We start from the raw sequence: 25,291 nt of genomic DNA, 5'->3' as shown, positions 1-25,291 counted from the left end.
CCTCGTGTTGACCCTGCTTAACCTTCGACAGGCGAGACCAACCCGGCAACCACAAACGGCACAAGATATTTCACGATCATGTCAGGGTCCCTCGCGGAAACGATCTGGCTGCGCGTGAATATCTTCAGCACATCGTTTCCGGCAAAGGCGTTGAACATGACACTGAACGCAAAATGCATCCGCCAGGCCAACTCCTCAACACCAAGCTCGGGCAGCGCATGATGAAAGGCGCGCGAGTAGCGTTGCACGAACACACTGTATTGCTGGGAGATGGTTTCGCGCAGCAGACGGTGGTTTTCCACCAGCGTACGCGACAGAAGTCTGACAAACAGGGCCCCGCCCCTCGCAGGGTCCTTGGACAGCGCCAGACACGGACGAATGAACGTCGTAACCAGGCTCTCCACCGACAGCTTCTCTTCTCTTGTCTCCAGCTCATCCAGCTCCGCCAGGCAGGACGCTATCAAGGGCGCCAGCCTGCGCATGAACACGGATTCGAACAGCGCATCCTTTGAGCCGAAGTGATAATTCACTGCGGCCAGGTTGACTTCGGCCTGCTGAGTAATCATGCGAAGCGAGGTAGCCTCGAAACCGTGCTCCACGAACAGACGCTCGGAAACGTCAAGGATTCGCGTTGCCGTATCCGGGCGGCTGGCTTCCATGTTCTCTTGTGCCTTTTTTGTACTTGCAGGGTATTTGGTCTTGTCCATCTCAGCTTTCGAACAAGCGTTTCAAACTTACGTTTTAATTTGATCAGTGTCAAGAAAATCATCCGCGCTGCTACTGCGGATTTCCTCGCTACCATCGCGAAAACGGCAGTCTAAGTTTAGACTGCCGTTCGTTTGAATGAAACGCAGGGTTTAATGTTTAGTCAAGCCCACGTGCCAGATCGGCCTGCAGGTCGGCAACGTTCTCCAGCCCCACCGCAACGCGGATCAAGCCCTCTTCGATGCCAGCCTTCAGCCTGACTTCCGGGGCGACGCGCGCATGGGTGGTCGATGCCGGGTGGGTAATTGTACTCTTTACATCGCCCAGGTTGGCAGTACGCGAGATCAGCTGCACACCGTCCACCAGCTTCCATGCACCGGCACGCCCTCCTTTTACCACGAAAGACACCACCGCCCCACCGCCCTGCTGCTGACGCGCAGCCAGCGCGTGCTGGGGATGACTGGCCAGTCCCGGATAGTAGACACGCTCCACCGCCGGGTGCGCTTCCAGCCACTGGGCCAGTTGCAGTGCATTGGCGCTGTGCTTTTCCATACGGAGCGACAGCGTTTCCAGGCCGGATAGCAGCACCCAGGCATTGAACGGCGCCAGGGTGGGGCCTGCGGTACGCACATGCAGATAAACCTGCTCGACCAGAGCATGGCTGCCCACCACGGCACCACCCATGACCCGACCATGGCCATCCAGATACTTGGTAGCCGAGTGCATCACCAGATCAGCGCCCAATTTGAGCGGCTGCTGCAGCGCCGGCGAACAGAAACTGTTATCCACCACCAGCAAGGCATCATGCCGGTGGGCAATGGCCGCCACCGCAGCGATATCGGCAATCTCGGTCAGGGGATTAGACGGTGTCTCAAGAAAGAACAGCTTGCTGTTAGGCTTGGCTGCAGCCTCCCAAGCCGACAAATCAGTCGCATCGACAAAGGTGGTTTCCACGCCAAACTTCGCCAGCAAACCGGCAAAAAGATTGGTGGTCGAGCCAAACAGGCTTTGCGAGGAAACAATATGATCGCCTGCTTTCAGCAGGCTCATCATGATGGCCTGGATGGCCGCCATGCCGGTGGCTGTGGCAATGGCGCGCTCGCCACCTTCCATCAGCGCCAGGCGCTGCTGAAATGCATTCACCGTGGGATTGGTGAAGCGGGAATAGGTATAGCCTTCGATCTCGCCCATGAACATGGCAGCAGCCTGTTCGGCAGATTCGTAGCAAAAGCTGGAAGTAAGATGCAGCGCCTGGCTATGTTCGCGATAGTCGCTGCTTTCACGACCACCACGGATCGCCAGCGTCTCAGCGTGGTATTGCTCCGGGGTATTTTCAACTGACATGATGATTCTCGGGTCTTGTTATCGGCTGCAGGTCACCATGACCGGCCACCGCCTTGTGCTGCCTATATTGCCTGATCGCCCGGCATTATTTAAATGAAATTGCGGCATATGGATGTCAGCTACCAGCGCTATGTGCGGCAGCTACAAAGAAAAAACCGGCCGCAGCCGGTTTTTTGCAAGCCCTGACTTACATCAGGTTTTGTTCAGCCACATTCAGGTTCAAGTCGATCATCTGGGTGCTGACCGGATTTTCCTCTTTCTTGCCGCTATCGCCACGGGCGCATTCGATCGCATCCAGATAGGCTGCGGTAATGTCGCCGGTAATGTACTGGCCGTCGAAGCAGGAAGTTTCAAACTCGTGCAGCTTGGGATTGACCGAGTGTACCGCCTCCTGCAGGGCAGCCAGATCCTGATAGATCACGGCATCGGCACCGATTTCTTCGGCAATCTCCTGCTCGGTACGCCCGGTTGCCAGCAATTCGGCACGGGTCGGCATGTCGATACCATAGACATTGGGGAAACGCACCGCCGGAGCGGCTGAGGCGAAGTACACCTTGCGGGCACCCGCATCGCGCGCCATCTGTACGATTTCCTTGGAAGTGGTGCCGCGCACGATGGAGTCATCCACCAGCAGCACATTGCGATCCTTGAATTCGCAAGCCACCGGATTGAGCTTCTGACGTACCGATTTTTTGCGTACTGCCTGGCCCGGCATGATGAAGGTGCGGCCGATGTAGCGGTTCTTGATGAAACCTTCGCGATACGGCAGACCCAGGCTATTGGCCAGCGCCAGCGCACTCGGACGGCTGGTATCCGGAATCGGCATCACCACGTCGATATCCAGCTGCGGCAGCACCTGGCGGATTTTCTCACCCAGCTTTTCACCCATCACGATACGAGCCTGATAAACCGAGGCACCGTCGATCACCGAATCCGGCCGGGCAAAGTAAACATACTCAAACAAGCAGGGTGCATGACGCACTTCCTTGGCACACGGGCGGGCATGGAAGTCACCATCGAAGCTGACGAACACCCCTTCGCCCGGCTCAACATCGCGCAAGATGCTGAAACCGGAGCAATCCAGCGCCACCGATTCCGACGCAAACATGTATTCGGCTTTGCCCGTCACATGAGTGCTGCCGATCACCAGCGGGCGGATCCCATTGGGGTCACGGAAGGCCACCAGGCCGTAACCTGCAATCAGGGCCACCACGGCATAGGCACCACGCACACGGCGATGCACGGCCTCAACCGCGCCAAAAATGGCATCCACGCTCAGTTCGAAACCTACTACACGTTCGGCCAATTCATGGGCAAACACGTTGAGCAGGACTTCAGAGTCGGAGTTGGTGTTGATATGACGCAGGTCGTGACGGAACATGTCCGCCTTCAACTCTTCGGTATTGGTCAGATTGCCGTTGTGCGCCAGCACGATGCCAAACGGCGAGTTGACATAGAAAGGCTGGGCTTCCGCCAGACTGGAAGCAGAACCTGCCGTGGGGTAACGCACATGGGCGATACCGGCATTGCCCATCAGCGAACGCATATTGCGGGTGCGGAACACATCGCGCACCATGCCGCTGCCCTTGTGCATGTGAAAGGTCTTGCCACTGGAAGTGACAATACCCGCCGCATCCTGTCCACGGTGCTGCAGCACTTGCAGTCCGTCATACAACAACTGGTTGACGGGAGACTGCCCTACCACGCCTAGGATTCCACACATTGCTCTACTCTCTCTTCCCAACTACCTGGATTTTCAAACAAAACATACAGCCAAAGAAAAAGGCGGAAATCTTGAAGTGAAGATATCAAGATATTCCGCCTGTTTCATCACACTATCCCGTGTAATGCAGGTTGTCTGCCAGCATCGCCGGCAGCCAGGGCCTTAATGACAAGGCCAATGATTCAAATGGAGCGGCCAATACCGCATTCCTCCACATAGGCTGGCGCGGCAGATCACTCAGACCGCCCACCAGCACCAGCACCGTGACCAGCACCAGCCCGCGAGCCAGACCGAACACCGCACCCATCAATCGGTTCAGACCACCCAGCCCGGTCGAATCCAGCAAACTGGTCAGGGTGATACGCAATAAAGCCGTGGCCAGCCACGACAGGAAAAACAGCAGCACAAACGAGGCCACCAGGCGCAAGCCCTGGCTGGGCAGCTCATTCGGCATGAAGGTTGCCAGCAAGGGCGACAACTCCTTGGCACACCAGAAGGCCAGCAACCAGGAACCCAGCGACAGCACTTCGGCCACCAAGCCACGCACCAGCGCCACCAGCACCGAACCCAGCACGATGGCTATCACAATGTAGTCGAAGACTGTCATCGGCGCTTACTTGTTGACAATGATGCCGGACACGCCAGCCTGCGACAGCTTGTGCAAGGCCGCTTCGGCCTCGGCACGCGAGGCAAACGGCCCCACTCGCACCCGGGTCACTTCACCCTTGCTGGTTTCGACCTTGCTGAAGTGGGCTGCTATACCCAAGCCGGCCAGCTTGCTCTTGAGTGCATCGGCCTTGGCCGGGTCGGACAGGGCTGCCAACTGAATGCTCGACTTGCCGCTGGCGACATTATCCACTTTTTCCGGCTTGGACTCACTTTTCTTTGTCGGACTACTCTTGGGCGGACTGGCCTTGGCAGCCGGCTCTTCGTCGAAATGCCCAGCCAGAATGGCCGCAGGATCAGCCTGCTTGTGTTTGGGCTGCTCCGGCTTGCTGGCCTGTTTAGTGTCAGTCTTGGGCGGTTTGCTTTCCGTGTGCGCCACCACCGGCTTGGCTTCCGCCGGTTTGCTGGCTGCTTTCTTCTTCACCGGCTCATGCACCGCTGGCTGGCTGGCTGCCGCGACGGGCTTGGGCTTGCTGGCCTGCACCGCAGCGACTGCACCGACGGCAGCCACCGCTGCAACTGCCGGTGCGGCATGGCTGGCCGTTGCAGCCGGCCGGTCCGGCTCCACCGAAGCCAGGTCGGCCGGCAACTGCGTACCCGCAGGCTTGGCCGCCGGGGCAGAGGCTGCCGCCAGATGCGCGGCCGAGGCTTGCACCTTGCTGGCAAGCGGAGCGGAGCTGGCACCCGCTACCGTCTCTGCAGGCGGCAGGGCTGCATCCGCCGGCGTGCCGGAGGCCTCGCTGGCGATCTCCACCGACTCAGGGCGCATTTGCTGCTCGGGCAGGTGGCCAACGACATTCCACAGAACACCGGTGGAAACCGTGACCAGCACAACCGCCCCCACCAGGCGACGCCTGGCGCGCTTGCGCAACAGAATCAGTTCATCGTGAGCAGACAGAGCCATGCAATCCTCAAATTCGTTGCTGACGGGCTTCCATCACCTCGGCCACGGTGTGGAAAGAGCCGAAAACGGTAATTCTATCATTCTCGCCCGCTGCCGATAAGGCAGCTTGCCAGGCAGAGGCCACATCGACGAAAGCCTGTACCTTGCCAATACCCAATGCCTGCAGGCGTGTGGCAATATCCGCCCCGCTCTGCCCGCGCGGCATATCCAGTCCGGCCACAAACCAGCCATCGAATTCGCCACGTGCCAGTTCTGCCACAGCAGACAGATCCTTGTCGGCCAGCATGGAAAACACCGCATAGCGGTTTTCCGCAAACGGCAACTGGCGCAAGCTGGCCACCATGGCCTTGACCGCATGCGGATTATGGCCCACATCCAGCACCACCAGCGGACGGCCCGGCAATACCTGGAAACGCCCCGGCCAGTCCACCTCGACCAAACCCTGCTTCAGCGCGCCGATGCCCACCGGCAGGCGCTCATGCAGACAATCCAGCACCGCCAGTGCCGCTGCGGCATTGCCCAACTGATAGCCACCACGCAAGGCAGGCATCGGCAAAGCATGTCGCCGCGCCGCACCCATCTGGAAAGACCACTGGTTTTCCATGCGGTGATAGCTGTAATCGCGGCCTAGCAGCTTGAGATCAGCCCCAATGGCGGCGGCATGCGCCAGCAAGCGCTGCGGCGGCGTTGGATCGGCACAGATGGCCGGCTTGCCCGGGCGATAAATACCCGCTTTTTCGAAGCCGATGTCTTCGCGGTTGTCACCCAGAATGGCCGCGTGATCAATATCCACACTGACCACCACCGACACATCCGGTTCAAAGATATTGACCGCATCCAGACGCCCGCCCAGACCGACCTCCATGATGGCCACATCGACCTTTTCTTCGATAAAGCTGTGCATGGCGCCCAGCGTGCCGAATTCGAAATAGGTCAGCGAGGTGTCACCACGGGCAGCATCGATGGCAGCAAAGCTCTGCATGATGCGCGCATCGCTGACCGGCTGCAGGTCGATGGCCACGCGCTCGTTGTAGCGATGGATGTGCGGCGAGGTGTAGCAACCCACCTTGAAACCGGCACGCTGGTACATGGTGGAGAGCATGGCACAGACCGAACCCTTGCCATTGGTACCTGCCACCATGATGACCGGAAAGGCCGGCTTGAGCTGCATGGCATCCCAGACCTGGCGCACCCGGTCCAGCCCCATGTCGATAGTGCTGGCATGCAGGCCCTCGAGCCAGTTCAGCCATTCGTTCAGAGTTGTTTTTTGCGTCATGGATGCTCTACGACAGCAGACGGGTCAGTCTCCACGCCTGCATGAAACCACAGCAGATAAACCCGAAACTGCCGCAATGCTTGGGCTTCAGCACTATCCGGCAACAACAGGCAACTGTGACGACGGCCTGCGGCCATCACATTGACAATAATGAGAAACGGCGAGATGAAACAGTCGTCCCCGGGTAATACCACAAGCGAGCGCTCGGCATAGTGCCAGTGCATCCGGCCCAGGCTATCCACTGCGATACCTTGCAATGGATTGCGCCGCCACCAGCCATTGGCGCGCAAGGCCAGCGAGCCAAGCACACCCTGCAAGGGCAGCAGCCACCACAAGTCATCCACATAGATCAACACGGCCAGGGCAGACAGCAGCCACAAGCCGGACAACAGCCCCAGCCAGTAGCGCGACGGGCGGAGGCTCAGGGCAAAGGGTGGCAGCAACTGGCGCGCGCGCATGGCCGGCGCGCTTACAGCTCGCTGGTCGGCGTATTGCTGATGTCGGCGTCGACAGTATCCAGCACGGTGGAGTGGATCTCCACGTCAAACCACTCCCAGAACGCCTTCAGCGACATGTCCTTGGGCCACAGGTCTTCATCGTCATACCAGGAAGCGACTTCCACCTTGAACAGCTGCTCGTACTGCTCGTCGATATGGGCAACCGCCTCTTCCGGCTCGTTGAATTCCGGCAACAGGATCACCGTGCAGTCGCTGCGCAGGCTGTCCAGGGTCAAATCCACCATATCGTTGCCGGGCACGGCATTGAGCCAGTCCAGAAACGCTTGCTTGGGCTTGATCACAGCCACCGAGCGGTCAACAAAATACATGGCAATCCTTTCAATTCCGAGTTGGCGCGCATTGTAACCCAAGTCGGCAAGGGCCAGCACGCCGCATGCTACAATTGCGGCCATTGTCACCCGATTACAAGATGCCTCAATGTCATTGATTTCTGTTGAAAAGGCCTGCCTGGCTTTTGGCCACCACGCCCTGCTGGATAATGTGGATTTCGCACTGGAGCCTGGCGAAGTGGTCGGCCTTATCGGCCGCAACGGCGCGGGCAAGTCGTCCCTGCTCAAGGGCATTGCCGGTGCCATTACCCTGGACGACGGGCGCATCAACATCAAGGGCGACGTGCGCGTGGCCTATGTGGCGCAGGAACCGGAATTCAACCCGGAACAAACCGTGTTCGAAGCGGTTGCCGAAGGGCTGGGCGATCTGCAGGCACTACTGAGCGAATATCATCATATTACCCAGCAGCTGACCCTGGCCGATGCCGATCACGAGACTGCGCTGGCACGTATGGAAATCCTGCAGCATGAGCTGGAAGCCCGCGACGGCTGGCAGTTCGACGCCCTGATTGCCACCACGCTGTCCCACCTGAACCTGAACCCGGACACCCTGATCAACGAGCTGTCCGGCGGCTGGAAAAAACGGGTGGCGCTGGCACGCGCGCTGGCAGCCAAGCCGGAAGTGCTGCTGCTGGACGAGCCGACCAACCATCTGGACGTCTCGGCCATCGAATGGCTGGAAGGCCTGATCAAGAACTTTGCCGGCAGCGTATTGCTGATTACCCACGACCGGCGCTTTCTGGACAATGTGGCCACCCGCATCATCGAGCTGGACCGCGGCATTCTGCGCAGCTACCCGGGCAGCTTTTCCGCCTATCAGGTGCGCAAGACCGAAGAGATTGCCATCGAAGAAGAACAGAACCGCATCTTCGACAAATTCCACGCCCAGGAAGAAGTGTGGATTCGCAAGGGCATTGAGGCGCGCCGCACCCGCAATGAAGGCCGGGTGCGCCGACTGGAAGCCATCCGCCGTGAGCGCAGCTCCCGGCGTGAACGCGTAGGCCAGGTCAATTTCCAGCTGGACCCGGGCGAACGCTCCGGCAAGCTGGTGGCCGAACTGGAAGGTGTGAGCAAGGGCTTCGAAGGGCGCACACTGATCAAAAATTTCACCACCCGCATCTTGCGTGGCGACAAGATCGGCCTGATCGGCCCTAATGGTGCCGGCAAGACCACCTTGCTCAAGCTGATCCTCGGCCAGCTGGAGGCCGACAGCGGCAGCATCAAGCAGGGTAGCAAGCTGGATATCGCCTACTTCGACCAGTTCCGCGAGCAGCTGGACGAAGACACCAGCGTGGCTGACATCATCAGCCAGGGTAACGACTTCGTGGAAATCGGCGGCGTCAAAAAGCATGTGATGAGCTATCTGGAAGACTTCCTGTTCTCGCCGCAACGCGCACGCAGTCCGGTACGCTCGCTGTCGGGTGGAGAACGCAACCGTCTGCTGCTGGCCCGGCTGTTTACCCGTCCGGCCAATGTACTGGTGCTGGACGAACCCACCAACGATCTGGATATCGATACGCTGGAACTCCTGGAAGATGTCATCGCCCAATACTCCGGCACCGTGTTCCTGGTCAGCCACGACCGCGCCTTCCTCGATAATGTCGTCACCCAGGTCATTGCCTTTGAAGGCGCAGGCCAGCTGGAAGAATATCCAGGCGGCTATCAGGACTGGATCGACACCCGCGCCCGCATGGTTGCGATGAAACCGGCAGAAAGCAGCAAGCCGGCCGCTGCCGCCAGCGCCGCGCCAGCTCGTCAGGACAAAGCCAAACCCGCTCGCAGCAAGCTTTCCTACAATGAAGGTCGTGAGCTGGCGGCCTTGCCGGACGAAATCGCCGCACTGGAAACCGAGCAGGCTAGCCTGAACCAGCAATTGCTGGACCCTAATTGCTATCGCGACCACCCCAAGGACGCCATTGCCTGGCAGCAACGCATCGAGGCCATTGATGAGCTACTGCTGGACAAGCTGGCGCGCTGGGAAGAACTGGAGGCAAAACAAAAATGAGTACAAGCCGGCCCACCCCGCCCTCGCCCGAACGTCGACGTTTTCTCGGCGGTGCCATGCTGAGTTCACTGGCACTGTGGCTGAGTGCCTGCGGCACACCACCCAGAAAAACCAGCCAGGTGCGCCCTCGTCCCTCACAGGACAAGACGCTGTCCGCGCTGAAGGCGGACGGGGCGGGCCGGGAGATTCTCATGTACACGCTGGGCCTGCTTGATCTGGACTATAAATTCGGCGGCGCCAACCCGGAAGCCGGGCTGGATTGCAGCGGCATGGTCAGCTACATCTACCAGAATGCCGTAGGCGTCCGCCTGCCGCACAATGCCGCCCAGATCGCCGGCCTGGCCCGCCCCATCAGCAATAGCCAGATGCAGGTGGGCGACCTGGTGTTTTTCAACACCATGAACCGCTCCTTCTCGCACATGGGCATTTACATTGGGGACAGCAAGTTCGTGCACGCCCCGCGCACCAATAGCGCCATCCGTATCGACCGGCTGGACAACAGCTACTTCGCGGCCCACTTTGAAGGCGCACGCACGCTGTTTGCCTGAGCATGAGTACATCCTGGGCCAGTCGACTGCAACGCAGCTGGCAGCACCGCCCCAGCCTGCACCGGGATGGCGTGTCCCTGCAGGAGGCCTGGCTGCTGCGCAAGCTGCAGCAAGCCCTGAATGGCGACAGCCTGCAAATTGATGGCCTGTCGCTGCTCAGCCGCGACAGCACCCTGCATCTGACTGCGCATCAGCCTGTGGCCGCTCGGCTGACCCTGCATTTCGACTTCCTGCCCATAGACTGGAACAGCAGGCAGATCCGCTTGCGCTATCACGTTCAGGGCGAAGCCATCTCTCCCTCGGCCACCCGTCGCTTGCTGGGCGGCCTATTGCTTGGTGTGCTGGAAGGGGCTTTTGGCCACAAGGCCCTGCAGCAGCTGGCCAAACCACTGGACTGGCTGACGCTGGAACAAGACATCGCCTACATCGACCTGCAGCGCCTGCCTGCCCTGCAGCCATGGCTGGACTACTCCCTGCTGGGCAAGCCACTGGGGGAGCACCTGGCCATCAAGGCCATCGAGACATTGCCCGGCCAATTACGCATCCGGCTGACCCGCACGCCACCACCCGCAGACTGAACACACCTGGGCCTGCACATCTCACAATAAAAAAACCCCGCCGCAGCGGGGTTTTTCGCATCAAGGCTGAAAAATCAGCTCTTAACGACCTTGGCGATGGCTTCAGCCACATACGGCAGGTTCTTGCTGTTCAGCGCGGCCAGACAGATGCGGCCGGTGGAAACAGCATAGATGCCGAATTCGCTGCGCAGGACTTCAACCTGTGCGGCGGTCAGGCCGGTGTAGGAGAACATACCGCGCTGCTGGGCCACGAAGGAGAAATCCTGCTCCACGCCCTGCGCCTTGATGGCATCGACCAGACCGGTGCGCATGGCGCGGATGCGGTCACGCATGCCAGCCAGCTCATCTTCCCACTGCTGGCGCAGCTCCGGGCTGGACAGTACGGCAGCCACCATGGCGGCACCATGGATCGGCGGGTTGGAGTAGTTGGTACGGATCACACGCTTCAGTTGCGACAGCACGCGGCTGGTTTCTTCCTTGCTGGCGGTCACGATGGACAGCGCGCCAACACGCTCGCCGTACAGCGAGAAGCTCTTGGAGAAAGAGCTGGACACGAAGAACTGCAGACCGGAAGCGGAGAACAGGCGTACGGCCACGGCATCGGCATCGATACCATCGGCAAAGCCCTGATACGCCATATCCAGGAAGGGAACCAGGCCCTGGGCGCGGCAGACTTCCACGACTTCAGCCCACTGCGCATCGGACAGATCGGCACCGGTCGGGTTGTGGCAGCAAGCGTGCAGCACAATCACGGAACCAGCCGCCAGGCTTTGCAGGAAGGACTTCATGCCGGCAAAGTCGACACCACGGGTGGCGGCATCGTAGTAAGGATAGTTTTCCACTTCGAAACCGGCGGATTCGAACAGCGCGCGGTGGTTTTCCCACGACGGATTGCTGATGTAAACCTTGGATTCCGGGTTCAGACGCTTGAGGAAATCGGCACCGATTTTCAGTGCACCAGTACCACCCAGCGCCTGAGCAGTCACCACGCGACCGGCAGAGATCAGCTCGCTATCCGCACCGAACAGCAGGTTTTGCACGGCGCTGTCGTAAGCGGCCGGGCCTTCGATCGGCTGATAACCACGCGGCAGCATGGCATCAACACGGGCCTTTTCCGCAGCCTTGACGGCAGCCAGCAGCGGAATCTTGCCATTATCGTCGCTGTATACACCCACACCCAGATTCACCTTGAAGGGACGGGTATCGGCGTTGAAAGCTTCGTTCAGGCCAAGAATCGGGTCGCGCGGGGCCAGTTCTACCGCGGCGAAGATCGAAGAGGTCATGCAGGGGCTCCATTTGCTTTGCAGAACAGCCGCAACCGGGGCGCTGGCACATGCAGCGGGCCGCGGCTGATTGATGAAAATCTTTGTCCGGCACAAAGTTTACCACCATCTGCCGGCTTGCTGCGCTGCAAACCCGACAAAACAACATGCTGCCATCCTGTTACTCGCTCGCAGGACAATTGGCATATTCTGCAAGGGCAGGCAGGCATCCGTGCCAAGCGCTGAACCATGTGGCAGCTTGCCCAGTCCTACCTCAAGCACAAACGCATATCCCGGAGAGCGCTCATGAAAAAAGGTATTTTGCTGTTTTGGCCGTCCTTTATCATCGCCGTACTGGCCACCAGCGTGTTTTTCTCGATTTTCGACCCTGCCGAACTCAAGCTGCATGGCAATGCCCTGTTTGCCGACAAGTTATCGGCCTATTCGGTATTTTTCCTGATCAGTTGGGCTTTTGGCGCACTGAATACCGCCATCGTGCTGGTACTGGAAAAATCCTCCCGCGACATCAACGGCTTTACACCGCCACCAGTCCAGCCCATGGATGATGCGGAAGACCCGCTGCGCAACTAAGCAGCCACCAAGCAAAAGGGCGACTCTGGTCGCCCTTTCTCATTGCCACACCCCCGAGCATCACGCCCATCAGCTATGCAGGAGTCTGGCACACCACAAAGTATTTGCGCACCGCTTGCACCACTTCGAACACGCCGACAAAGCCGGCGGGTATCACTGCGGCCTCACCTGCGCTTACTTGCACCACTACGCCCGCCTCGTCGTGCAGGCGCACCACACCTTCGATCACACAGAAAAATTCGTGCTTGTTATCGGCAAAACGAATGCGCCACGCCCCTGGCTCACATGCCCAGATGCCGCAGCTCAGAGCCTCGTCGGCCGTTTCATAATGGGTCCAGGTCAGGCGTTGCGGCTTACCCGTCAACAGACGATCAGGGCGGGGCTGGTCGGCAACCGGCGTCACGCTTTGGGAAAAATGGGTGATGGCGGCCATGGCGGCTCACTTCCGGCAGAAGAAAGCGGCCATTATCGCCGCTGCAGCGTAGCGGGGCCAGACTCAGTGCGGCGCGCCCAGTCGCTGCGCCATGCTGCGCAACATCAGCTTGCTGAGCAGCCAGTGCACCGGCAGCACCAGTGCCAGATACAGCCAGCCACCCCAGTGATGCGGCCGCACCCAGGTTTCAACCTGCAGCCGGCTTGCACCAGCCTCGGGACAGGCCGATAGCAGGATGCGGAAATCCAGATGACGGTCATCCTCACCCAGTACCGCCAGCTGCGGACCAAGGTGCAGGATGCGAAACATGCCGATATAGCTGCCGGGCTGCAAGCACAGCGTGCCGGCTTGCTGCATCGGACCGGTCTTGAGGCCGCAGCGTGCGGCCAGACGGTTGCGCCAGGCCATCAGCGTGGCCGCCCAGCCTGGAGCGGCACTGGCAAACGCTGTCAGCAGCTGGGCTGCGTCGACATCCGCGCTCAGGCAACGGGCCTGGTGCTGGTCTCGAAACGGGTAATCTGCGGCTTGAGGCAGGGAGTTCGGCATGGTGGGCGCTCCAGGATGAAAACCTGATTATCCTGCGGCTTCCACCAGCAGCTCCATTCCTGAAACTACCTAGCAAAAAAAAGCCGACCACAACGGGCCGGCTTCTCTGCTTGCTTCAGGCTCAATCAAACACCAGCTGCCCGTTACGCGCTTCCACCAGAATGGTGGCCTTGGGTGGGTATTTGCCGGCCAGAATACTCTTGGCCAGCGGGTTTTCCAGCTCGTTCTGGATGGCACGCTTGAGTGGACGCGCGCCATACACCGGATCGAAGCCTGCCTCGGATAACAAGGACAAAGCCTCTTCGCTGATTTGCAGATTCAGCTCCAGCTTGGCCAGCCGGCCTTCCAGACCCTTGAGCTGGATACGGGCGATGGCCTTGATGTTCTTCTCGTCCAGACCATGGAACACCACCACTTCGTCGATACGGTTGATGAACTCCGGCCGGAAGTGTGACTTGACCTCGGCCATCACCGCCAGCTTGATCACCTGGTAGTCATCAGTGGCCATGGCCTGAATCTGCTGACTGCCCATGTTCGAGGTCATCACCACCACCGTGTTCTTGAAGTCCACCGTGCGGCCCTGGCCATCGGTCAGGCGGCCATCATCCAGCACTTGCAGCAGGATGTTGAACACATCCGGATGGGCCTTTTCCACTTCGTCCAGCAGAATCACGCTATACGGCTTGCGGCGCACCTGCTCGGTCAGATAACCACCCTCCTCATACCCCACATAGCCCGGGGGCGCACCGATCAGCCGGGCAACCGAATGCTTCTCCATATACTCGGACATGTCGATGCGGATCAGGTGATCCTCGCTATCAAACATGAAGCCGGCCAGGGTCTTGCACAGTTCGGTCTTGCCCACGCCGGTCGGCCCCAGGAACAGGAAGGAACCATACGGCTTGTTCGGGTCGGCCAGGCCGGAGCGGGAGCGACGGATGGCATCAGCCACTGCACGCACCGCTTCGTCCTGCCCCACCACGCGCTGGTGCAGCACGTCTTCCATGCGCAGCAGCTTTTCCCGCTCACCAGTCAGCATTTTCGACACCGGAATACCGGTGGCACGGCTGATGACTTCGGCAATTTCCTCGGCACCTACCTGGGTGCGCAACAAGCGGTTAGGCTTGTTATCAGCACCGGCATCGGCAGCCTCGGCCTCGCGCAGTTGCGCCTCCAGCTGTGGCAGCTTGCCGTATTGCAGTTCGGCCAGCTTTTGCCAGTCGCCCTTGCGCTTGAGGTCTTCCATGTCCACCTTGAGGCGGTCGATTTCCTCCTTGATGGTCTGGCTGCCCTGCGCTGCGGCTTTCTCCGCCTTCCAGATTTCCTCCATGTCGGCGTATTCACGCTGCAGACGCTGGATTTCTTCCTCAATCAGTTGCAGACGCTTCTGACTGGCTTCGTCGGTTTCCTTGTTGACGGCTTCGCGCTCGATCTTCAGCTGGATCAGGCGGCGATCCAGCTTGTCCATGGCCTCCGGCTTGGAGTCCAGCTCCATCTTGATGCGGCTGGCCGCTTCGTCGATCAGGTCGATAGCTTTGTCCGGCAGGAAACGGTCGGTGATGTAGCGGTTGGACAGCTCGGCCGCCGCCACGATGGCCGGGTCGGTAATGTCCACGCCATGGTGGATTTCGTACTTTTCCTGCAAGCCGCGCAGGATGGCAATGGTGTCTTCCACCGTCGGCTCATTGACCAGCACCTTCTGGAAGCGGCGTTCCAGTGCGGCGTCCTTTTCGATGTACTTGCGGTACTCGTCCAGCGTGGTGGCACCGATGCAGTGCAGCTCGCCACGCGCCAGTGCCGGCTTGAGCATATTGCCGGCATCCATGGCACCTTCGGCCTTGCCCGCGCCCACCAGGGTATGGATTTCATCGATGAAGATCAGCGTCTGGCCATCGTCCTTGGCCAGATCATTCAGCACGGCCTTCAGGCGTTCTTCGAATTCGCCACGGAACTTGGCACCAGCGATCAGCGCAGCCAGATCCAGCACCAGCAGCCGCTTGTTTTTCAGGCTTTCCGGCACTTCTCCATTGACGATGCGCTGCGCCAGGCCTTCCACGATGGCGGTCTTGCCCACGCCAGGTTCGCCAATCAGCACCGGATTGTTCTTGGTACGGCGCAGCAGCACCTGAATGGCGCGGCGGATTTCATCGTCGCGGCCAATTACCGGGTCCAGTTTGCCGTTACGCGCGCATTCGGTCAGATCAGTGGTGTATTTCTTCAGCGCCTCGCGCTGGCTTTCCGCATCCTGGCTGCCCACGTTCTGCCCGCCGCGCACCGCCTGGATGGCAGCCTGGATGGCATTGTGATTGCCACCATGCTCTTTCAGCAGGCGGCCGGTCTCGCCCTTGTCCTGCGACAGAGCGGACAGGAAGGATTCACTGGAGATGTATTCATCGCCCTGCTTGGTGGCGATCTTGTCGGTGACATTGAGCAGATTGCCCAGATCACGCGACACGGTGATTTCACCATTGCCGCCCTGCACCTTGGGCAGACGCTGGATGGCCGCCTTCAGTGCCAGCTTGAGGGCTGGTGCATTGACCCCAGCCCGTGCCAGCAGGCCGCCAATGCCACTGTCGTTATCGTCCATCATGGCCAGCAGCAGATGCTGCGGCTCGATGTAGGCATTGTCCTGCGCCAGCGCCAGGCTCTGCGCTTCACCCAGGGCCTGCTGGAATTTCGTGGTCAGCTTTTCAAATCGCATAGAGAAGCTCCTTCAAGAATATGACTCTGATTTCTTTTGCATTTTCAATAATGGTCCGCCGGGCTGTCCTGTAGGAAAACGCAACGGTATTAACCACGATATGTGGGCGGATTTGAACACTACAAGATAAATGTCGGAACAATTAGCGCCGTCAGTACCCGCTTGCTGCTGCTGAACAATGCCGGCGGGTTGGCCGGTGCGGCAAGGAATGCAACCCGTCTTTCGATCAGAATATTCTCGATAGCTATCGCCTAGTCTTATGGAAATTTCTTGGCATTTATTGGCCATTTTCCAACCATGCCAAGGCAACTTCCCAGGGAACATCACCATGCCAGCCATGGGTTGAAATTCAGACAAGGGGCGAGAAATGCATAAATTCATCATCATGCTAGCCGGGCTGCTAAGCAGTAGCGGCGCATATGCCGACAGCAGTTTTTCCCTGCTGCTCAGCGGTGCGTCCATCCACAGTGGCTGTCAGCAAGGCAAGGGAGAAAAGGCGAAAAGTTGTGAGTTCAATAACAACAATCCGGGGCTAGGGCTGGAGTGGGCCTTTGCCGGGAATGAGGACAATGGCCGCTGGTTTACTCGGGTAGCAACGTACCGCGACTCATTCGAGCAGCAGGCCTGGTATGTGTCGGCCGGCTATCGCAAAGAATGGCGGATCATCGGCCCGGTCTACCTGGGAGCAGGTGTGCAAGCTGGTTATCTGGATGGCTCTGGCATCAAGGGCTTGGCCGCGCTGCCCATGATCAGCTTGGGCAGCAAGGACGTGGCACTGGAAATCGGTTATGCCCCCAAGACCAATACCGTCGGCCAGCACAAGCGGGTCAATGTCACCACCTTCAGCCTGCGCTGGAGCTTCTGAATCACTGACACCAATAAAAAAGGGGACGCACTTAGCGTCCCCTTAGCTTATGTCACTGCCACCGGATCAGGTACGGAAGGCGCGGACTTCTTCCTTCAGCGAATCAGCCAGCCCCGCCATGTGGCGGGCCGTTTCGGCCGAGCGCTCGGCGGCCTGATTGCTGCTTTCTGCCTGACTGGCCACCGAATTCACCCGCTCGGCCATTTGCTGCACGATATCGCGTTGCTGTGACAGTTCGCGGTTGATGCGCTGCACCACTTCCATGGCACGACGCGAGTCTTCCACGATGGAGCCAATGGCCTGGCGCGCCGACGAGGTGATGGCCGCCCCTTCCGACGCCTGCACCACCGACTGCCGCATCGATCTGACGGCCGCATCCGTGGCCGACTGAATCGTACTGATCATGCCGCTGATTTCCTGGGTGGACACGCTGGTGCGCTCGGCCAGCTTGCGCACTTCATCAGCCACCACGGCAAAGCCGCGACCCATCTCGCCGGCCCGGGCAGCCTCGATGGCAGCGTTAAGGGCCAGCAAATTGGTCTGGTCGGCGATATCGTGAATCACGTTGACGATGGCGGTAATCTGCTGTGCGCTGCTTTCCAGTGCCTTCAGGCTGTCGGCAGCCTGGCTGAGTGTCGCCGAAATATGGCTGACGCCATCCACTGCCGCCACCAGGCTTTCACTGCCGGCCTGGGCCGCTTCGCTGGAGGCACGTGCCGCATCGCTGGCTTCGCCGGCGACTTTTTCAATCTGTTGCACCCCGGCGATCAGCATGCCGGTGTGCTCAGACATGGCCTGGGCACTGGTACGCTGCTCGCCCGAACTGGCGGCGGCAGAGCTGGCCTTGTCCGACAGCTCCTGTGCGGCATGGTCCAGATCAATGGCATGCGAACTGGTGCGATTGAGTGCCTGCTGAAAGCTGTCCAGCAGGCTGTTCATGGCATCGGCCACCTGCCCTACCTCATCCTTGCGGTTGATCGCCAGCCGCCGCGTCAGATCACGGCTGTCGCGAATGCCGCCCACTTCCTCAACCAGCTGTCGCACCGGGCGCGCTACCAGGCGATTGGTAAACAGCAGCAGGGCCAGCGCCAGAATCAGCAACAGCAAACCGGCACCGCCGGCCAGCCACAGCAGTAACTGGTGGTTTTCTTTTTCCAGTTCGCTGCGGGTTTCGTTGCTGACAATCATCCAGCCCCACGGTTTGTACGTGGCATAGGACAGCATATGCTCGGCCGCGCCGTTGTCCCCCGGCAGTTTGACGGTAAGCGCCCCCTGCCCTGCGGCCATCAGATCGTTGACATAGGCCTTGCCGGCTGCATCCACGTCCTTGCTGACCGGGCGGCCGGAAAGTTTCGGGTGCTGCACGTATTGGCCAAATAATTTGGAATTCTTGTTGATATCGACGATATCGATATGTCCGCCCTCGCCCAGTTTCACTTTGGACAGGCGTACCAGCAGGCCGGCAATGCCTTCGGTCGCGCCGACGCCGACAAAGGTGGCACCGATCACATTCTGGCTGGCGTCCTTGATCGGGCTATAGCTGGTGATGTAGTCACGGCCATAGAGGTCGACCCGGCCGGAATAGTTTTCGCCATTCATCAGCTGCGCATAAGCCGGGCTGGCGTGATCCAGCTTGGTGCCCAGCGCACGGCCGCCGTCTTCCTTCAGCACCGAAGTGGCGATGCGGACAAACTCGTCGCCATCCTTGACGAACAGCGTGGCGACGTTACCGGTCTTGGAGGAGAAGCGGTCGACAATATCGTTATTGCCGTTGACTGCCGCACTGCCCAGCAGCAGGGCCGGGGTTGGCGTGCCGGAAACGTCTATCTTGCTGGCCGGATTGAGGGCGAATGCTCCGCCGATCTCGCCCAGCAGCACTTTCTCAAACTGGCGGGTGGTGATTTTCAGCGACTCGTTAAACGCGTCAATCATGTTGATGGACTGGGTCAGCAACTGCGACTGGACCTTTTCGGTACGCTCCTGCATCACCCGCCCGGTAAAGACATACAGCGGCAGCGCCAAGGTCATCGCCACCACTACCATCAACACTACCTGGGTCGATACCAGCCGCGACCCGATGCTCATGCCTCGCTTCATTCGCTTCACCCTCTCCACTGCCGCACCCGCTGTACGGGATTGTTTATTTATAATTTAGCGTCTTTTTGAAATGCTGGCTTAATAGATGCAAACCAGCAAAATGCGTGAGAAACATGCACTTGTCAATGTAATCACTCAAGCCCGTGCTCAGCATATTCAAAGCAAGAACAACGCCAGATCAGCCCTGCTTTATGCGTGGCAGAATCCCTGGCTGCTTTCACAGCATAGACCGCTTTTACTGCAAGAGCCGCCAGGCCGCCCAGTCCAAGCGCTGGCCATGAAAAAACCCGGCCAGGGCCGGGTTGAGAGTATTACTTGCTTCGCACAGCCGCATTCAGCGGACGACTATCTGCGCCTCGCCAGCCTGCAACTGGCCGATGACCGAGGCGTGGTCAAAACCTGCTGCCTGGAAAGCGGCCAGCACGGCAGGGGCTTGCTCCGCCGCCACGGCAACCAGCAAGCCACCACTGGTTTGCGGATCGGCCAGCACGCGCTGCTGCCAGTCGGGCAGGCCATCGGCAAAGCGGACATGCTGGCCAAAGCTGGCCTGATTGCGCTCGATGGCACCAGGACCATAGCCTTGCTCGGCAAACGGACGGGCTGCCGGGATCAGCGGTACTGCGGCCATCTCCACCTGTGCCTGCAGGCCGGAGCCCTTGCAGATCTCCAGCAGATGACCGAGCAAACCAAAGCCGGTGACATCGGTCAGCGCATGCACACCCTCCATGCCGGCCAGCGTGGCACCCACCTTGTTCAGCTGGGTGGTGGTGGCGATCAGCGCCTGATAGCCGGCCTCATCCAGCACTCCCTTTTTCATTGCCTGCGCCAGAATGCCCACGCCCAACGCCTTGCCCATGATCAGCACATCGTCAGCCCTGGCATCGCAATTGCGCTTGAGCTGGTCGGGATGGACCACCCCCAGCGCCACCAGGCCGTAAATCGGTTCGGGAGAATCAATGGAATGGCCACCGGCGATGGGAATGCCGGCGTCGGCACACACTGCCTGTCCACCATCGAGAATGGCGCGGATGGTTTCCACCGGCAGCACATTGACCGGCATGCCGACAATGGCCAGTGCCATGATGGGCGTCGCGCCCATGGCGTAGATGTCTGACAGCGCATTGGTGGCAGCGATGCGGCCAAAATCAAAGGCATCGTCCACAATGGGCATGAAGAAATCGGTGGTGGCAACAATCGCCTGCTGATCGTTGAGGCGGTACACTGCCGCATCGTCACTGGTTTCCGTGCCGACCAGCAGTTGCGGGAACACCATTTTTTCCCGCGCTGTCGACAGGATGGACTCCAGTACCGCAGGGGCAATTTTGCAGCCACAGCCACCGCCGTGGGATAATTGCGTCAGTTTGATTTCAGCCATTTCAGGGCAACTCCCACCATGCTTTTCAAGGTCGCGAAACTATCACAGCTGGCCGAGTTTGACGAGATCATCGACGTGCGCTCGCCAGCCGAATTCGCCGAAGATCACCTGCCCGGCGCCATCAATTGCCCGGTACTGGATGACGAAGAACGCATCCGGGTGGGCACCCTCTACAAGCAGGTCAGCCCCTTCGAGGCACGCAAGCTGGGTGCCGCGCTGGTGGCACAAAATATCGCCAGTCACCTGCAGCAGCAGTTCCATGCGAAACCAAAATCCTGGAAACCGCTGATCTACTGCTGGCGCGGCGGCCAGCGCTCGGCCTCGATGGCCATCATTTTCAGCCAGATCGGCTGGAGCACCCACCAGCTGGAGGGCGGCTACAAAAGCTATCGCCATCAGGTACTGGCCGACCTGGCCAGCCTGCCGGCCACGCTGCGGCTCAAGGTCATCTGCGGCCCGACCGGCTCGGGCAAAAGCCGCTTGCTGCATGCTCTGCAACGCAATGGCAAGCAGGTGCTGGATCTGGAAGCCCTGGCCGTGCATCGCGGCTCGGTGCTGGGGCGGCTGCCCGACCAGCCGCAGCCCTCGCAAAAATGGTTCGACAGCATGTTGCGTCTGGCCATGCTACAGCTGGATCCGGCGCGGCCGGTATTCATCGAATCCGAAAGCCGGAAAATCGGCACGCTCAGCTTGCCGGACAGCCTGTTTTCACGCATGCACGCCAGCGAATGCCTGAGCATGGAAGTTGCGCTGGCCGAGCGCGTACGCTTCTTGCTGGAAGACTATGATTTCTATCTGCAGCAACCAGCCAGGCTGGTCACCCAGCTGGGCTTTCTCAAGGCGGTACACTCGCGCGAACAGCTACAGCAATGGCAGGATATGATTGAGCAGGGCCAGTTTGCCAGCCTGGTGGAACAACTGCTGACCCAGCATTACGACCCCTTGTATTTCCGCTCGATGAACCGCCATTACACCCATCTGCAACAGTCGCAGTTACTGACGGTGCCCGGCCTGAGCCCGGCTCTCCTGGATGCGGTAGCCGGCGTGATTCGCGAATAAGAGCCTGCTCACGCTCTGCGATACTCGGGTGATCCAGCGTTGAAAGGACGTTCAAAATGCTCATGGACCTCATGTCCATTGCGCTTTTTTACGCCCTTGCGCCTTGTCTGACCCTTCGTTCACTAGAGCGTGCACCTTCCAGGAGCGCTCCTTACAAGTTTTACCAGCAACAGCTGCAATCTTTCCCATGCAATCCGGCGCTAGCACCGCCGCAGACAGAGTAGAATGACAGCCTTCCTTACCGCATCCATCTCGCAGCTGGCATGAGCTCATACGCACAACTCGATTGGCTGGACGGCCAGCCCGTCTCGGTCGCCTTTGGCGATGTCTACTTCTCCCGCAGCAGCGGGCTGGAAGAAACCCGCCATGTCTTTCTCCGGCACAATCAGCTGGCCGAGCGTTTTGCCGCCCTGCCGCCCGATAGTCAGTTCAGCATTGGTGAAACCGGTTTCGGCACCGGCCTCAACTTTCTCTGTGCCTGGCAACACTTCCTGCAATATGCCCCTGCCACGGCCCGGCTGCACTTCATCAGCGCTGAAAAATACCCGCTGACCGCGCAAGATCTCGGCCAGGCGCTGGCCTTGTGGCCGGAGCTGGCCAGCCAGGCGCAGCAGCTGCTAAGACAATACGATGTGCTGAGCAGCGGCTGGCACCGCTTTGTACTGGAGGGAGGGCGCATCATCCTCACCCTGCTGGTGGGCGATGTGCTCGAAGTGCTGCCACAGCTGGATGCACGCATCGATGCCTGGTTTCTGGATGGCTTCGCCCCTTCGAAAAACCCGGACATGTGGCAGCCGCAGCTGTTTCAGACCATGGCCAGCTTGTCGGCAGCAGAGGCCACCTTCGCCACCTTCACCTGTGCCGGTTTTGTCCGGCGCGGCCTGAAAGAGGCGGGCTTCAGCGTCCGCAAGGTGGCAGGCCATGGCCAAAAGCGCGAGATGAGCTGCGGCCAGCTGGCCGCAGCACCTGCCCAGCCATGGTCGCCCCCCTGGTATGCCCGCCCGGCAGCACAGCCGGGACAGGAGCGCTCAGCCATCGTGGTGGGTGGCGGCATTGCCGGTGCCTCCACCGCCTACAGCCTGGCCCAGCGCGGCTGGCAGGTCACACTGGTGGAACGGCTGCCACAACTGGCGCAGGCCGCCTCGGGCAATCCACAGGGCGTGCTGTATACCAAGCTCTCCCCTCACTTCACCCCGCTGACCCGGCTGGTATTGTCTGGCTATGCCTATTCGCTGCGCCTGCTGCATCAGTTGCTGGAACAGGGCGACGACAGCTGGTGCGCCTGTGGCGTGCTGCAACTGGCGCAGGATGACAAGGAAGCCGCACGGCAGGCACAGCTGGCAACGGCCGGATTACCCGATGGCCTGCTGCGTCAGGTCAGCCAGCAGGAAGCCAGCGCCATTGCCGGCTTGCCACTGCCAGCTGGCGGGCTGTTCTTCCCGCAGGGCGGCTGGCTGAATCCGCCCAGCCTGGTCCATGCGCAGTGCAGCCATCCCAATATCCAGCTGCGAACCTCCAGCACGGTGCTGGAACTGGACTGGAACCCGCTGGAACAATGCTGGCTGGCCAGCAATGAAGACGGCCCACTGGCCATGGGCAGTGCCGTCATCCTGGCGGCGGCGGCTGACACGGCACGCTTCGACAGCACCAGCCACCTGCCACTGAAGGCAATTCGCGGCCAGGTCAGCACGGTGGCAGCCACCGCAGCCAGCAGCCTGTTGCAAACCGTATTGTGTGGTGAAGGCTATATTTCGCCAGCACGACAGCAACAGCACTGCCTGGGTGCCACCTTCAAGTTCGAAGCAGACAATCTGCTACCCAACGAAGCGGAGCACCAGGAAAACCTGGACATGCTGGCAGGGCTGGCCCCGGCCATGCATCAGGCGGTGGGTGCGGCAGAGCTCAAGCTGCAAGCCATAGGCGGCCGCGCCGCCTACCGCTGCACCAGCCCGGATTACCTGCCGCTGATCGGCCCGGTGGCCGATCGCCGCCAGTTTGTCGAGTGCTATCGCGAGCTGGCCAACGACGCCACGCTCAAGCTGGATACTGCCTCACCCTGGATCAGCGGCCTGTATGTCAATACCGCCCATGGTTCGCGCGGCATGATTACCGCCCCGCTATCTGGCGAAATCCTGGCGGCCTATCTGGACAATGAAGCGGCACCGCTGCCGCAGGCGCTGATGCAGGCGGTGCATCCCAGCCGTTTCCTGCTGCGCAAGCTGATCCGCAAGCAGGGCTGATAGCCCTGCTCAAGCCGCGATGGCGCGCGCGATGGCCTGACGGATGTCATCCGGAATGGCCACCGGCACGCCAGCCTGGTAATCCACCCACACCAGCGTCACGTCGGCATAGGCATATACGGTGTCCGGATCGCCCTGGCGATAGAAATGGTGGCGTAGCTGCAGGCTGCTGCGGCCCAGTTTTTCCAGCTCGATGGTGATTTCCACCACCGCCGGATAAGTCAGCTGCTTGCGAAAAGTGCAGGAAGTACTGGCCAGTACCGGGCCGGTGCTTTGCGGATCGATACCATGCCCCAGCGCTTCCAGCCAGTTCAGGCGAATCTGCTCCAGATAGCGGAAGTAATAGGTATTGTTGAGATGACCGACTGCATCCATATCGCCCCAGCGCATGGTGATGGTCTGGCGGTCGATGATGGGATAGGACTTTTCCAAGACAGCGCTCCTTACGTTAACGTCATGTTGTATTGCATCATAACGCTGCCGTCAAAGTCCGTCACAAAAAAACCATGCAATCACGTCAAAGCGAGCCAGCAGAAGCCGACATACTGCCACTGCTGCCTGCGTATTGTTCTGATACAAGGGCAGCATGACTGTCAGCCCGCGCTGGTGGATAACCCCCGACGCTGCCTGGCTGCCAGTCACCTGAGCGAAGGTGCAAGCTGGAGCCCCGCCCCCCAAGGCCGGGGCTCATTTTTTATGTCGCCAACCCGATAGGGCAAAGCCCGCCCACGGCGTTTTTGTGGTGAGCTTGCCGCTTGTGCTACTGTAGCGCCAGACGGGAGCCACAACATGCCAGCCAGAACAACAGAATCCCCACAACAAACCCTCACCGCCACCGCAACTGACACACTGCGCCAGCGCATTCTGTCTGGCGAATGGCCGGATGGCACCCAGTTGCGTCAGGAAGCGCTGTCTCGCGAGCTGGGCGTCAGCCGGGTGCCGGTACGCGAAGCCTTGCGCCAGCTGGAAGCGGAAGGACTGGTGCGCATCATCGAACGGCGTGGAGCCGTGGTCAGCCAGTTGTCCCTGCCGGAAATCGTCGAACTGCTGCGCGTGCGCGTGCTGCTGGAATGCGACATGCTGCTGGAAGCCATACCGCGCCAAACCACAGCGGACATCGCAGCGGCCGAAGTGCTGCTGGCGCGCTTTGATGTCGCGCTGAAAAATCAGGATGTCGCCACCTGGGGCCTGTTGAATGCCAGCTTTCACCTGGCGCTGTATCAGGCAGCAGGGCGGCCTCAAACACTGGCATTGATCGCGCAATTGCATAACCGCACCGACCGCTACACCCGCATGCAGATTCTGCTGACCGGCTTCAACGACCGCGCGCATCTGGAGCACAACCACCTGCTGGAATTGTGCCGCCAGAAAGACGCTATCAGCGCCGCCGCCTTTCTCAAGCAGCACATCATGCATGCCGAAGAAGCGCTGGAAGCCTGGTATCTCGCCCACCAGAGTCCCCCCAGCAGCAAACGCGGGCGCAAACCACGGCCACCAGCAAAGCCGGACTGAGTCGGGCTGACAGA

At 60.0% G+C, this 25,291-nt stretch carries 24 protein-coding genes; 8 read left to right on the top strand and 16 right to left on the bottom strand.

Annotated elements, in window-relative coordinates; all coding sequences use genetic code 11:
* Nucleotides 1-17 precede the first annotated feature (17 nt).
* The 8 genes from FAZ30_RS13065 to FAZ30_RS13030 form a co-directional block, all read right to left on the bottom strand.
* Nucleotides 18-659: a TetR/AcrR family transcriptional regulator gene (locus tag FAZ30_RS13065; protein WP_124644365.1), complete on the bottom strand. Its 642-nt coding sequence runs from the start codon at nt 657-659 to the stop codon at nt 18-20.
* A gap of 205 nt (nt 660-864) precedes the next feature.
* A complete protein-coding gene (locus FAZ30_RS13060; protein ID WP_124644231.1) occupies nt 865-2,049 on the bottom strand; it encodes an O-succinylhomoserine sulfhydrylase in 1,185 nt (394 codons plus the stop codon).
* A gap of 187 nt (nt 2,050-2,236) precedes the next feature.
* Nucleotides 2,237-3,772: an amidophosphoribosyltransferase gene (gene purF / locus FAZ30_RS13055; protein ID WP_124644232.1), complete on the bottom strand. Its 1,536-nt coding sequence runs from the start codon at nt 3,770-3,772 to the stop codon at nt 2,237-2,239.
* Nucleotides 3,773-3,884: 112 nt separating this feature from the next.
* Nucleotides 3,885-4,379: a CvpA family protein gene (locus FAZ30_RS13050; RefSeq protein ID WP_059286098.1), complete on the bottom strand. Its 495-nt coding sequence runs from the start codon at nt 4,377-4,379 to the stop codon at nt 3,885-3,887.
* Between the two features lie 6 nt (nt 4,380-4,385).
* Nucleotides 4,386-5,342, bottom strand: coding sequence for an SPOR domain-containing protein (locus FAZ30_RS13045; protein ID WP_124644233.1), 957 nt, complete (start codon nt 5,340-5,342; stop codon nt 4,386-4,388).
* A gap of 7 nt (nt 5,343-5,349) precedes the next feature.
* Nucleotides 5,350-6,618, bottom strand: a complete 1,269-nt coding sequence (gene folC / locus FAZ30_RS13040; RefSeq protein WP_124644234.1) for a bifunctional tetrahydrofolate synthase/dihydrofolate synthase — start codon at nt 6,616-6,618, stop codon at nt 5,350-5,352.
* Nucleotides 6,615-7,076 carry a protein YgfX gene (locus tag FAZ30_RS13035; RefSeq protein ID WP_124644235.1) on the bottom strand — a complete coding sequence of 154 codons (462 nt, stop codon included), beginning with the start codon at nt 7,074-7,076 and terminating at the stop codon, nt 6,615-6,617. The genes folC and FAZ30_RS13035 overlap by 4 nt, the downstream gene beginning before the upstream one ends.
* An 11-nt stretch (nt 7,077-7,087) precedes the next feature.
* A complete protein-coding gene (locus tag FAZ30_RS13030; protein ID WP_124644236.1) occupies nt 7,088-7,444 on the bottom strand; it encodes a hypothetical protein in 357 nt (118 codons plus the stop codon).
* A gap of 109 nt (nt 7,445-7,553) precedes the next feature.
* Here FAZ30_RS13030 and FAZ30_RS13025 point away from each other — a divergent pair, with 109 nt between their 5' ends.
* Genes FAZ30_RS13025 through FAZ30_RS13015 form a run of 3 tightly spaced genes read left to right on the top strand, consistent with a single transcriptional unit; the run spans nt 7,554 to nt 10,596 of the window.
* Nucleotides 7,554-9,470 (top strand): ATP-binding cassette domain-containing protein, encoded by a 1,917-nt coding sequence (locus tag FAZ30_RS13025; protein ID WP_124644237.1) that lies wholly within the window; start codon nt 7,554-7,556, stop codon nt 9,468-9,470.
* Nucleotides 9,467-10,018, top strand: coding sequence for a C40 family peptidase (locus FAZ30_RS13020; RefSeq protein ID WP_233578517.1), 552 nt, complete (start codon nt 9,467-9,469; stop codon nt 10,016-10,018). The genes FAZ30_RS13025 and FAZ30_RS13020 overlap by 4 nt, the downstream gene beginning before the upstream one ends.
* Nucleotides 10,019-10,020: 2 nt before the next feature.
* A complete protein-coding gene (locus FAZ30_RS13015; protein ID WP_124644238.1) occupies nt 10,021-10,596 on the top strand; it encodes a hypothetical protein in 576 nt (191 codons plus the stop codon).
* A 74-nt stretch (nt 10,597-10,670) separates the two neighbouring features.
* Here the strand turns inward: FAZ30_RS13015 and FAZ30_RS13010 are convergent, their stop codons facing one another.
* Nucleotides 10,671-11,867 carry an amino acid aminotransferase gene (locus tag FAZ30_RS13010; protein ID WP_425456400.1) on the bottom strand — a complete coding sequence of 399 codons (1,197 nt, stop codon included), beginning with the start codon at nt 11,865-11,867 and terminating at the stop codon, nt 10,671-10,673.
* 297 nt (nt 11,868-12,164) lie between these two features.
* Between FAZ30_RS13010 and FAZ30_RS13005 the strand changes: the two genes are divergently transcribed.
* Nucleotides 12,165-12,449, top strand: a complete 285-nt coding sequence (locus FAZ30_RS13005) for a hypothetical protein (protein WP_124644240.1) — start codon at nt 12,165-12,167, stop codon at nt 12,447-12,449.
* Between the two features lie 73 nt (nt 12,450-12,522).
* Here the strand turns inward: FAZ30_RS13005 and FAZ30_RS13000 are convergent, their stop codons facing one another.
* The 4 genes from FAZ30_RS13000 to FAZ30_RS20580 all read right to left on the bottom strand — a co-directional run bounded on the left by FAZ30_RS13000 (nt 12,523) and on the right by FAZ30_RS20580 (nt 16,516).
* Complete coding sequence (locus FAZ30_RS13000) at nt 12,523-12,882, bottom strand: cupin domain-containing protein (protein ID WP_124644241.1); 360 nt, start codon at nt 12,880-12,882, stop codon at nt 12,523-12,525.
* A gap of 63 nt (nt 12,883-12,945) precedes the next feature.
* The gene (locus tag FAZ30_RS12995) at nt 12,946-13,428 is read right to left on the bottom strand and encodes a DUF2867 domain-containing protein (RefSeq protein ID WP_124644242.1); all 483 of its coding nucleotides are present in this window, start codon (nt 13,426-13,428) and stop codon (nt 12,946-12,948) included.
* Between the two features lie 121 nt (nt 13,429-13,549).
* Nucleotides 13,550-16,129 carry an ATP-dependent chaperone ClpB gene (gene clpB / locus FAZ30_RS12990; RefSeq protein WP_137009563.1) on the bottom strand — a complete coding sequence of 860 codons (2,580 nt, stop codon included), beginning with the start codon at nt 16,127-16,129 and terminating at the stop codon, nt 13,550-13,552.
* A gap of 12 nt (nt 16,130-16,141) precedes the next feature.
* Entirely contained in the window at nt 16,142-16,516 is a 375-nt protein-coding gene (locus FAZ30_RS20580) for a hypothetical protein (RefSeq protein ID WP_137009562.1), read from the bottom strand.
* Here FAZ30_RS20580 and FAZ30_RS12980 point away from each other — a divergent pair.
* On the top strand, nt 16,497-16,994 hold the full coding sequence (locus FAZ30_RS12980) for a hypothetical protein (RefSeq protein WP_124644244.1): 498 nt from the start codon (nt 16,497-16,499) through the stop codon (nt 16,992-16,994). The genes FAZ30_RS20580 and FAZ30_RS12980 overlap by 20 nt on opposite strands.
* A 66-nt stretch (nt 16,995-17,060) precedes the next feature.
* On the opposite strand, the gene FAZ30_RS12975 is transcribed toward FAZ30_RS12980, so the two are convergent.
* Together FAZ30_RS12975 and selD are read right to left on the bottom strand one after the other, a co-directional pair.
* The gene (locus FAZ30_RS12975; RefSeq protein ID WP_158613604.1) at nt 17,061-19,079 is read right to left on the bottom strand and encodes a methyl-accepting chemotaxis protein; all 2,019 of its coding nucleotides are present in this window, start codon (nt 19,077-19,079) and stop codon (nt 17,061-17,063) included.
* A gap of 346 nt (nt 19,080-19,425) precedes the next feature.
* Nucleotides 19,426-20,466 (bottom strand): selenide, water dikinase SelD, encoded by a 1,041-nt coding sequence (gene selD / locus FAZ30_RS12970; RefSeq protein WP_137009561.1) that lies wholly within the window; start codon nt 20,464-20,466, stop codon nt 19,426-19,428.
* Between the two features lie 18 nt (nt 20,467-20,484).
* Between selD and mnmH the strand changes: the two genes are divergently transcribed.
* Both mnmH and mnmC read left to right on the top strand, forming a co-directional pair.
* Entirely contained in the window at nt 20,485-21,525 is a 1,041-nt protein-coding gene (mnmH, locus tag FAZ30_RS12965; RefSeq protein ID WP_124644247.1) for a tRNA 2-selenouridine(34) synthase MnmH, read from the top strand.
* 263 nt (nt 21,526-21,788) lie between these two features.
* Nucleotides 21,789-23,765: a bifunctional tRNA (5-methylaminomethyl-2-thiouridine)(34)-methyltransferase MnmC2/FAD-dependent 5-carboxymethylaminomethyl-2-thiouridine(34) oxidoreductase MnmC1 gene (mnmC, locus tag FAZ30_RS12960; RefSeq protein ID WP_137009560.1), complete on the top strand. Its 1,977-nt coding sequence runs from the start codon at nt 21,789-21,791 to the stop codon at nt 23,763-23,765.
* Between the two features lie 9 nt (nt 23,766-23,774).
* On the opposite strand, the gene FAZ30_RS12955 is transcribed toward mnmC, so the two are convergent.
* Entirely contained in the window at nt 23,775-24,197 is a 423-nt protein-coding gene (locus FAZ30_RS12955) for an acyl-CoA thioesterase (protein WP_124644249.1), read from the bottom strand.
* 357 nt (nt 24,198-24,554) lie between these two features.
* Between FAZ30_RS12955 and FAZ30_RS12950 the strand changes: the two genes are divergently transcribed.
* Complete coding sequence (locus tag FAZ30_RS12950; RefSeq protein ID WP_124644250.1) at nt 24,555-25,277, top strand: GntR family transcriptional regulator; 723 nt, start codon at nt 24,555-24,557, stop codon at nt 25,275-25,277.
* The last annotated feature ends 14 nt before the right edge of the window (nt 25,278-25,291 follow it).

Origin of the sequence: Aquitalea aquatilis (assembly GCF_005155025.1) — a bacterium.
GTDB lineage: Bacteria > Pseudomonadota > Gammaproteobacteria > Burkholderiales > Chromobacteriaceae > Aquitalea > Aquitalea aquatilis.
Note: the sequence above shows the minus strand (reverse complement) of the source record. Positions and strands in the feature narration are given on the sequence as shown.

Coding starts and splice junctions, on each gene's coding strand:
- FAZ30_RS13035 (WP_124644235.1), bottom strand. CDS start 7,076: ATGCGCGCGCGCCAGTTGCTGCCACCCTTTGCCCTGAGCCTCCGCCCG.
- FAZ30_RS13045 (WP_124644233.1), bottom strand. CDS start 5,342: ATGGCTCTGTCTGCTCACGATGAACTGATTCTGTTGCGCAAGCGCGCC.
- clpB (WP_137009563.1), bottom strand. CDS start 16,129: ATGCGATTTGAAAAGCTGACCACGAAATTCCAGCAGGCCCTGGGTGAA.
- FAZ30_RS13000 (WP_124644241.1), bottom strand. CDS start 12,882: ATGGCCGCCATCACCCATTTTTCCCAAAGCGTGACGCCGGTTGCCGAC.
- mnmH (WP_124644247.1), top strand. CDS start 20,485: ATGCTTTTCAAGGTCGCGAAACTATCACAGCTGGCCGAGTTTGACGAG.
- FAZ30_RS13050 (WP_059286098.1), bottom strand. CDS start 4,379: ATGACAGTCTTCGACTACATTGTGATAGCCATCGTGCTGGGTTCGGTG.
- mnmC (WP_137009560.1), top strand. CDS start 21,789: ATGAGCTCATACGCACAACTCGATTGGCTGGACGGCCAGCCCGTCTCG.
- FAZ30_RS20580 (WP_137009562.1), bottom strand. CDS start 16,516: ATGATGATGAATTTATGCATTTCTCGCCCCTTGTCTGAATTTCAACCC.
- FAZ30_RS12980 (WP_124644244.1), top strand. CDS start 16,497: ATGCATAAATTCATCATCATGCTAGCCGGGCTGCTAAGCAGTAGCGGC.
- FAZ30_RS12975 (WP_158613604.1), bottom strand. CDS start 19,079: ATGAGCATCGGGTCGCGGCTGGTATCGACCCAGGTAGTGTTGATGGTA.
- FAZ30_RS13025 (WP_124644237.1), top strand. CDS start 7,554: ATGTCATTGATTTCTGTTGAAAAGGCCTGCCTGGCTTTTGGCCACCAC.
- FAZ30_RS13005 (WP_124644240.1), top strand. CDS start 12,165: ATGAAAAAAGGTATTTTGCTGTTTTGGCCGTCCTTTATCATCGCCGTA.
- FAZ30_RS12950 (WP_124644250.1), top strand. CDS start 24,555: ATGCCAGCCAGAACAACAGAATCCCCACAACAAACCCTCACCGCCACC.
- selD (WP_137009561.1), bottom strand. CDS start 20,466: ATGGCTGAAATCAAACTGACGCAATTATCCCACGGCGGTGGCTGTGGC.
- FAZ30_RS12995 (WP_124644242.1), bottom strand. CDS start 13,428: ATGCCGAACTCCCTGCCTCAAGCCGCAGATTACCCGTTTCGAGACCAG.
- folC (WP_124644234.1), bottom strand. CDS start 6,618: ATGACGCAAAAAACAACTCTGAACGAATGGCTGAACTGGCTCGAGGGC.
- FAZ30_RS13030 (WP_124644236.1), bottom strand. CDS start 7,444: ATGTATTTTGTTGACCGCTCGGTGGCTGTGATCAAGCCCAAGCAAGCG.
- FAZ30_RS13060 (WP_124644231.1), bottom strand. CDS start 2,049: ATGTCAGTTGAAAATACCCCGGAGCAATACCACGCTGAGACGCTGGCG.
- FAZ30_RS13020 (WP_233578517.1), top strand. CDS start 9,467: ATGAGTACAAGCCGGCCCACCCCGCCCTCGCCCGAACGTCGACGTTTT.
- purF (WP_124644232.1), bottom strand. CDS start 3,772: ATGTGTGGAATCCTAGGCGTGGTAGGGCAGTCTCCCGTCAACCAGTTG.
- FAZ30_RS13015 (WP_124644238.1), top strand. CDS start 10,021: ATGAGTACATCCTGGGCCAGTCGACTGCAACGCAGCTGGCAGCACCGC.
- FAZ30_RS13065 (WP_124644365.1), bottom strand. CDS start 659: ATGGAAGCCAGCCGCCCGGATACGGCAACGCGAATCCTTGACGTTTCC.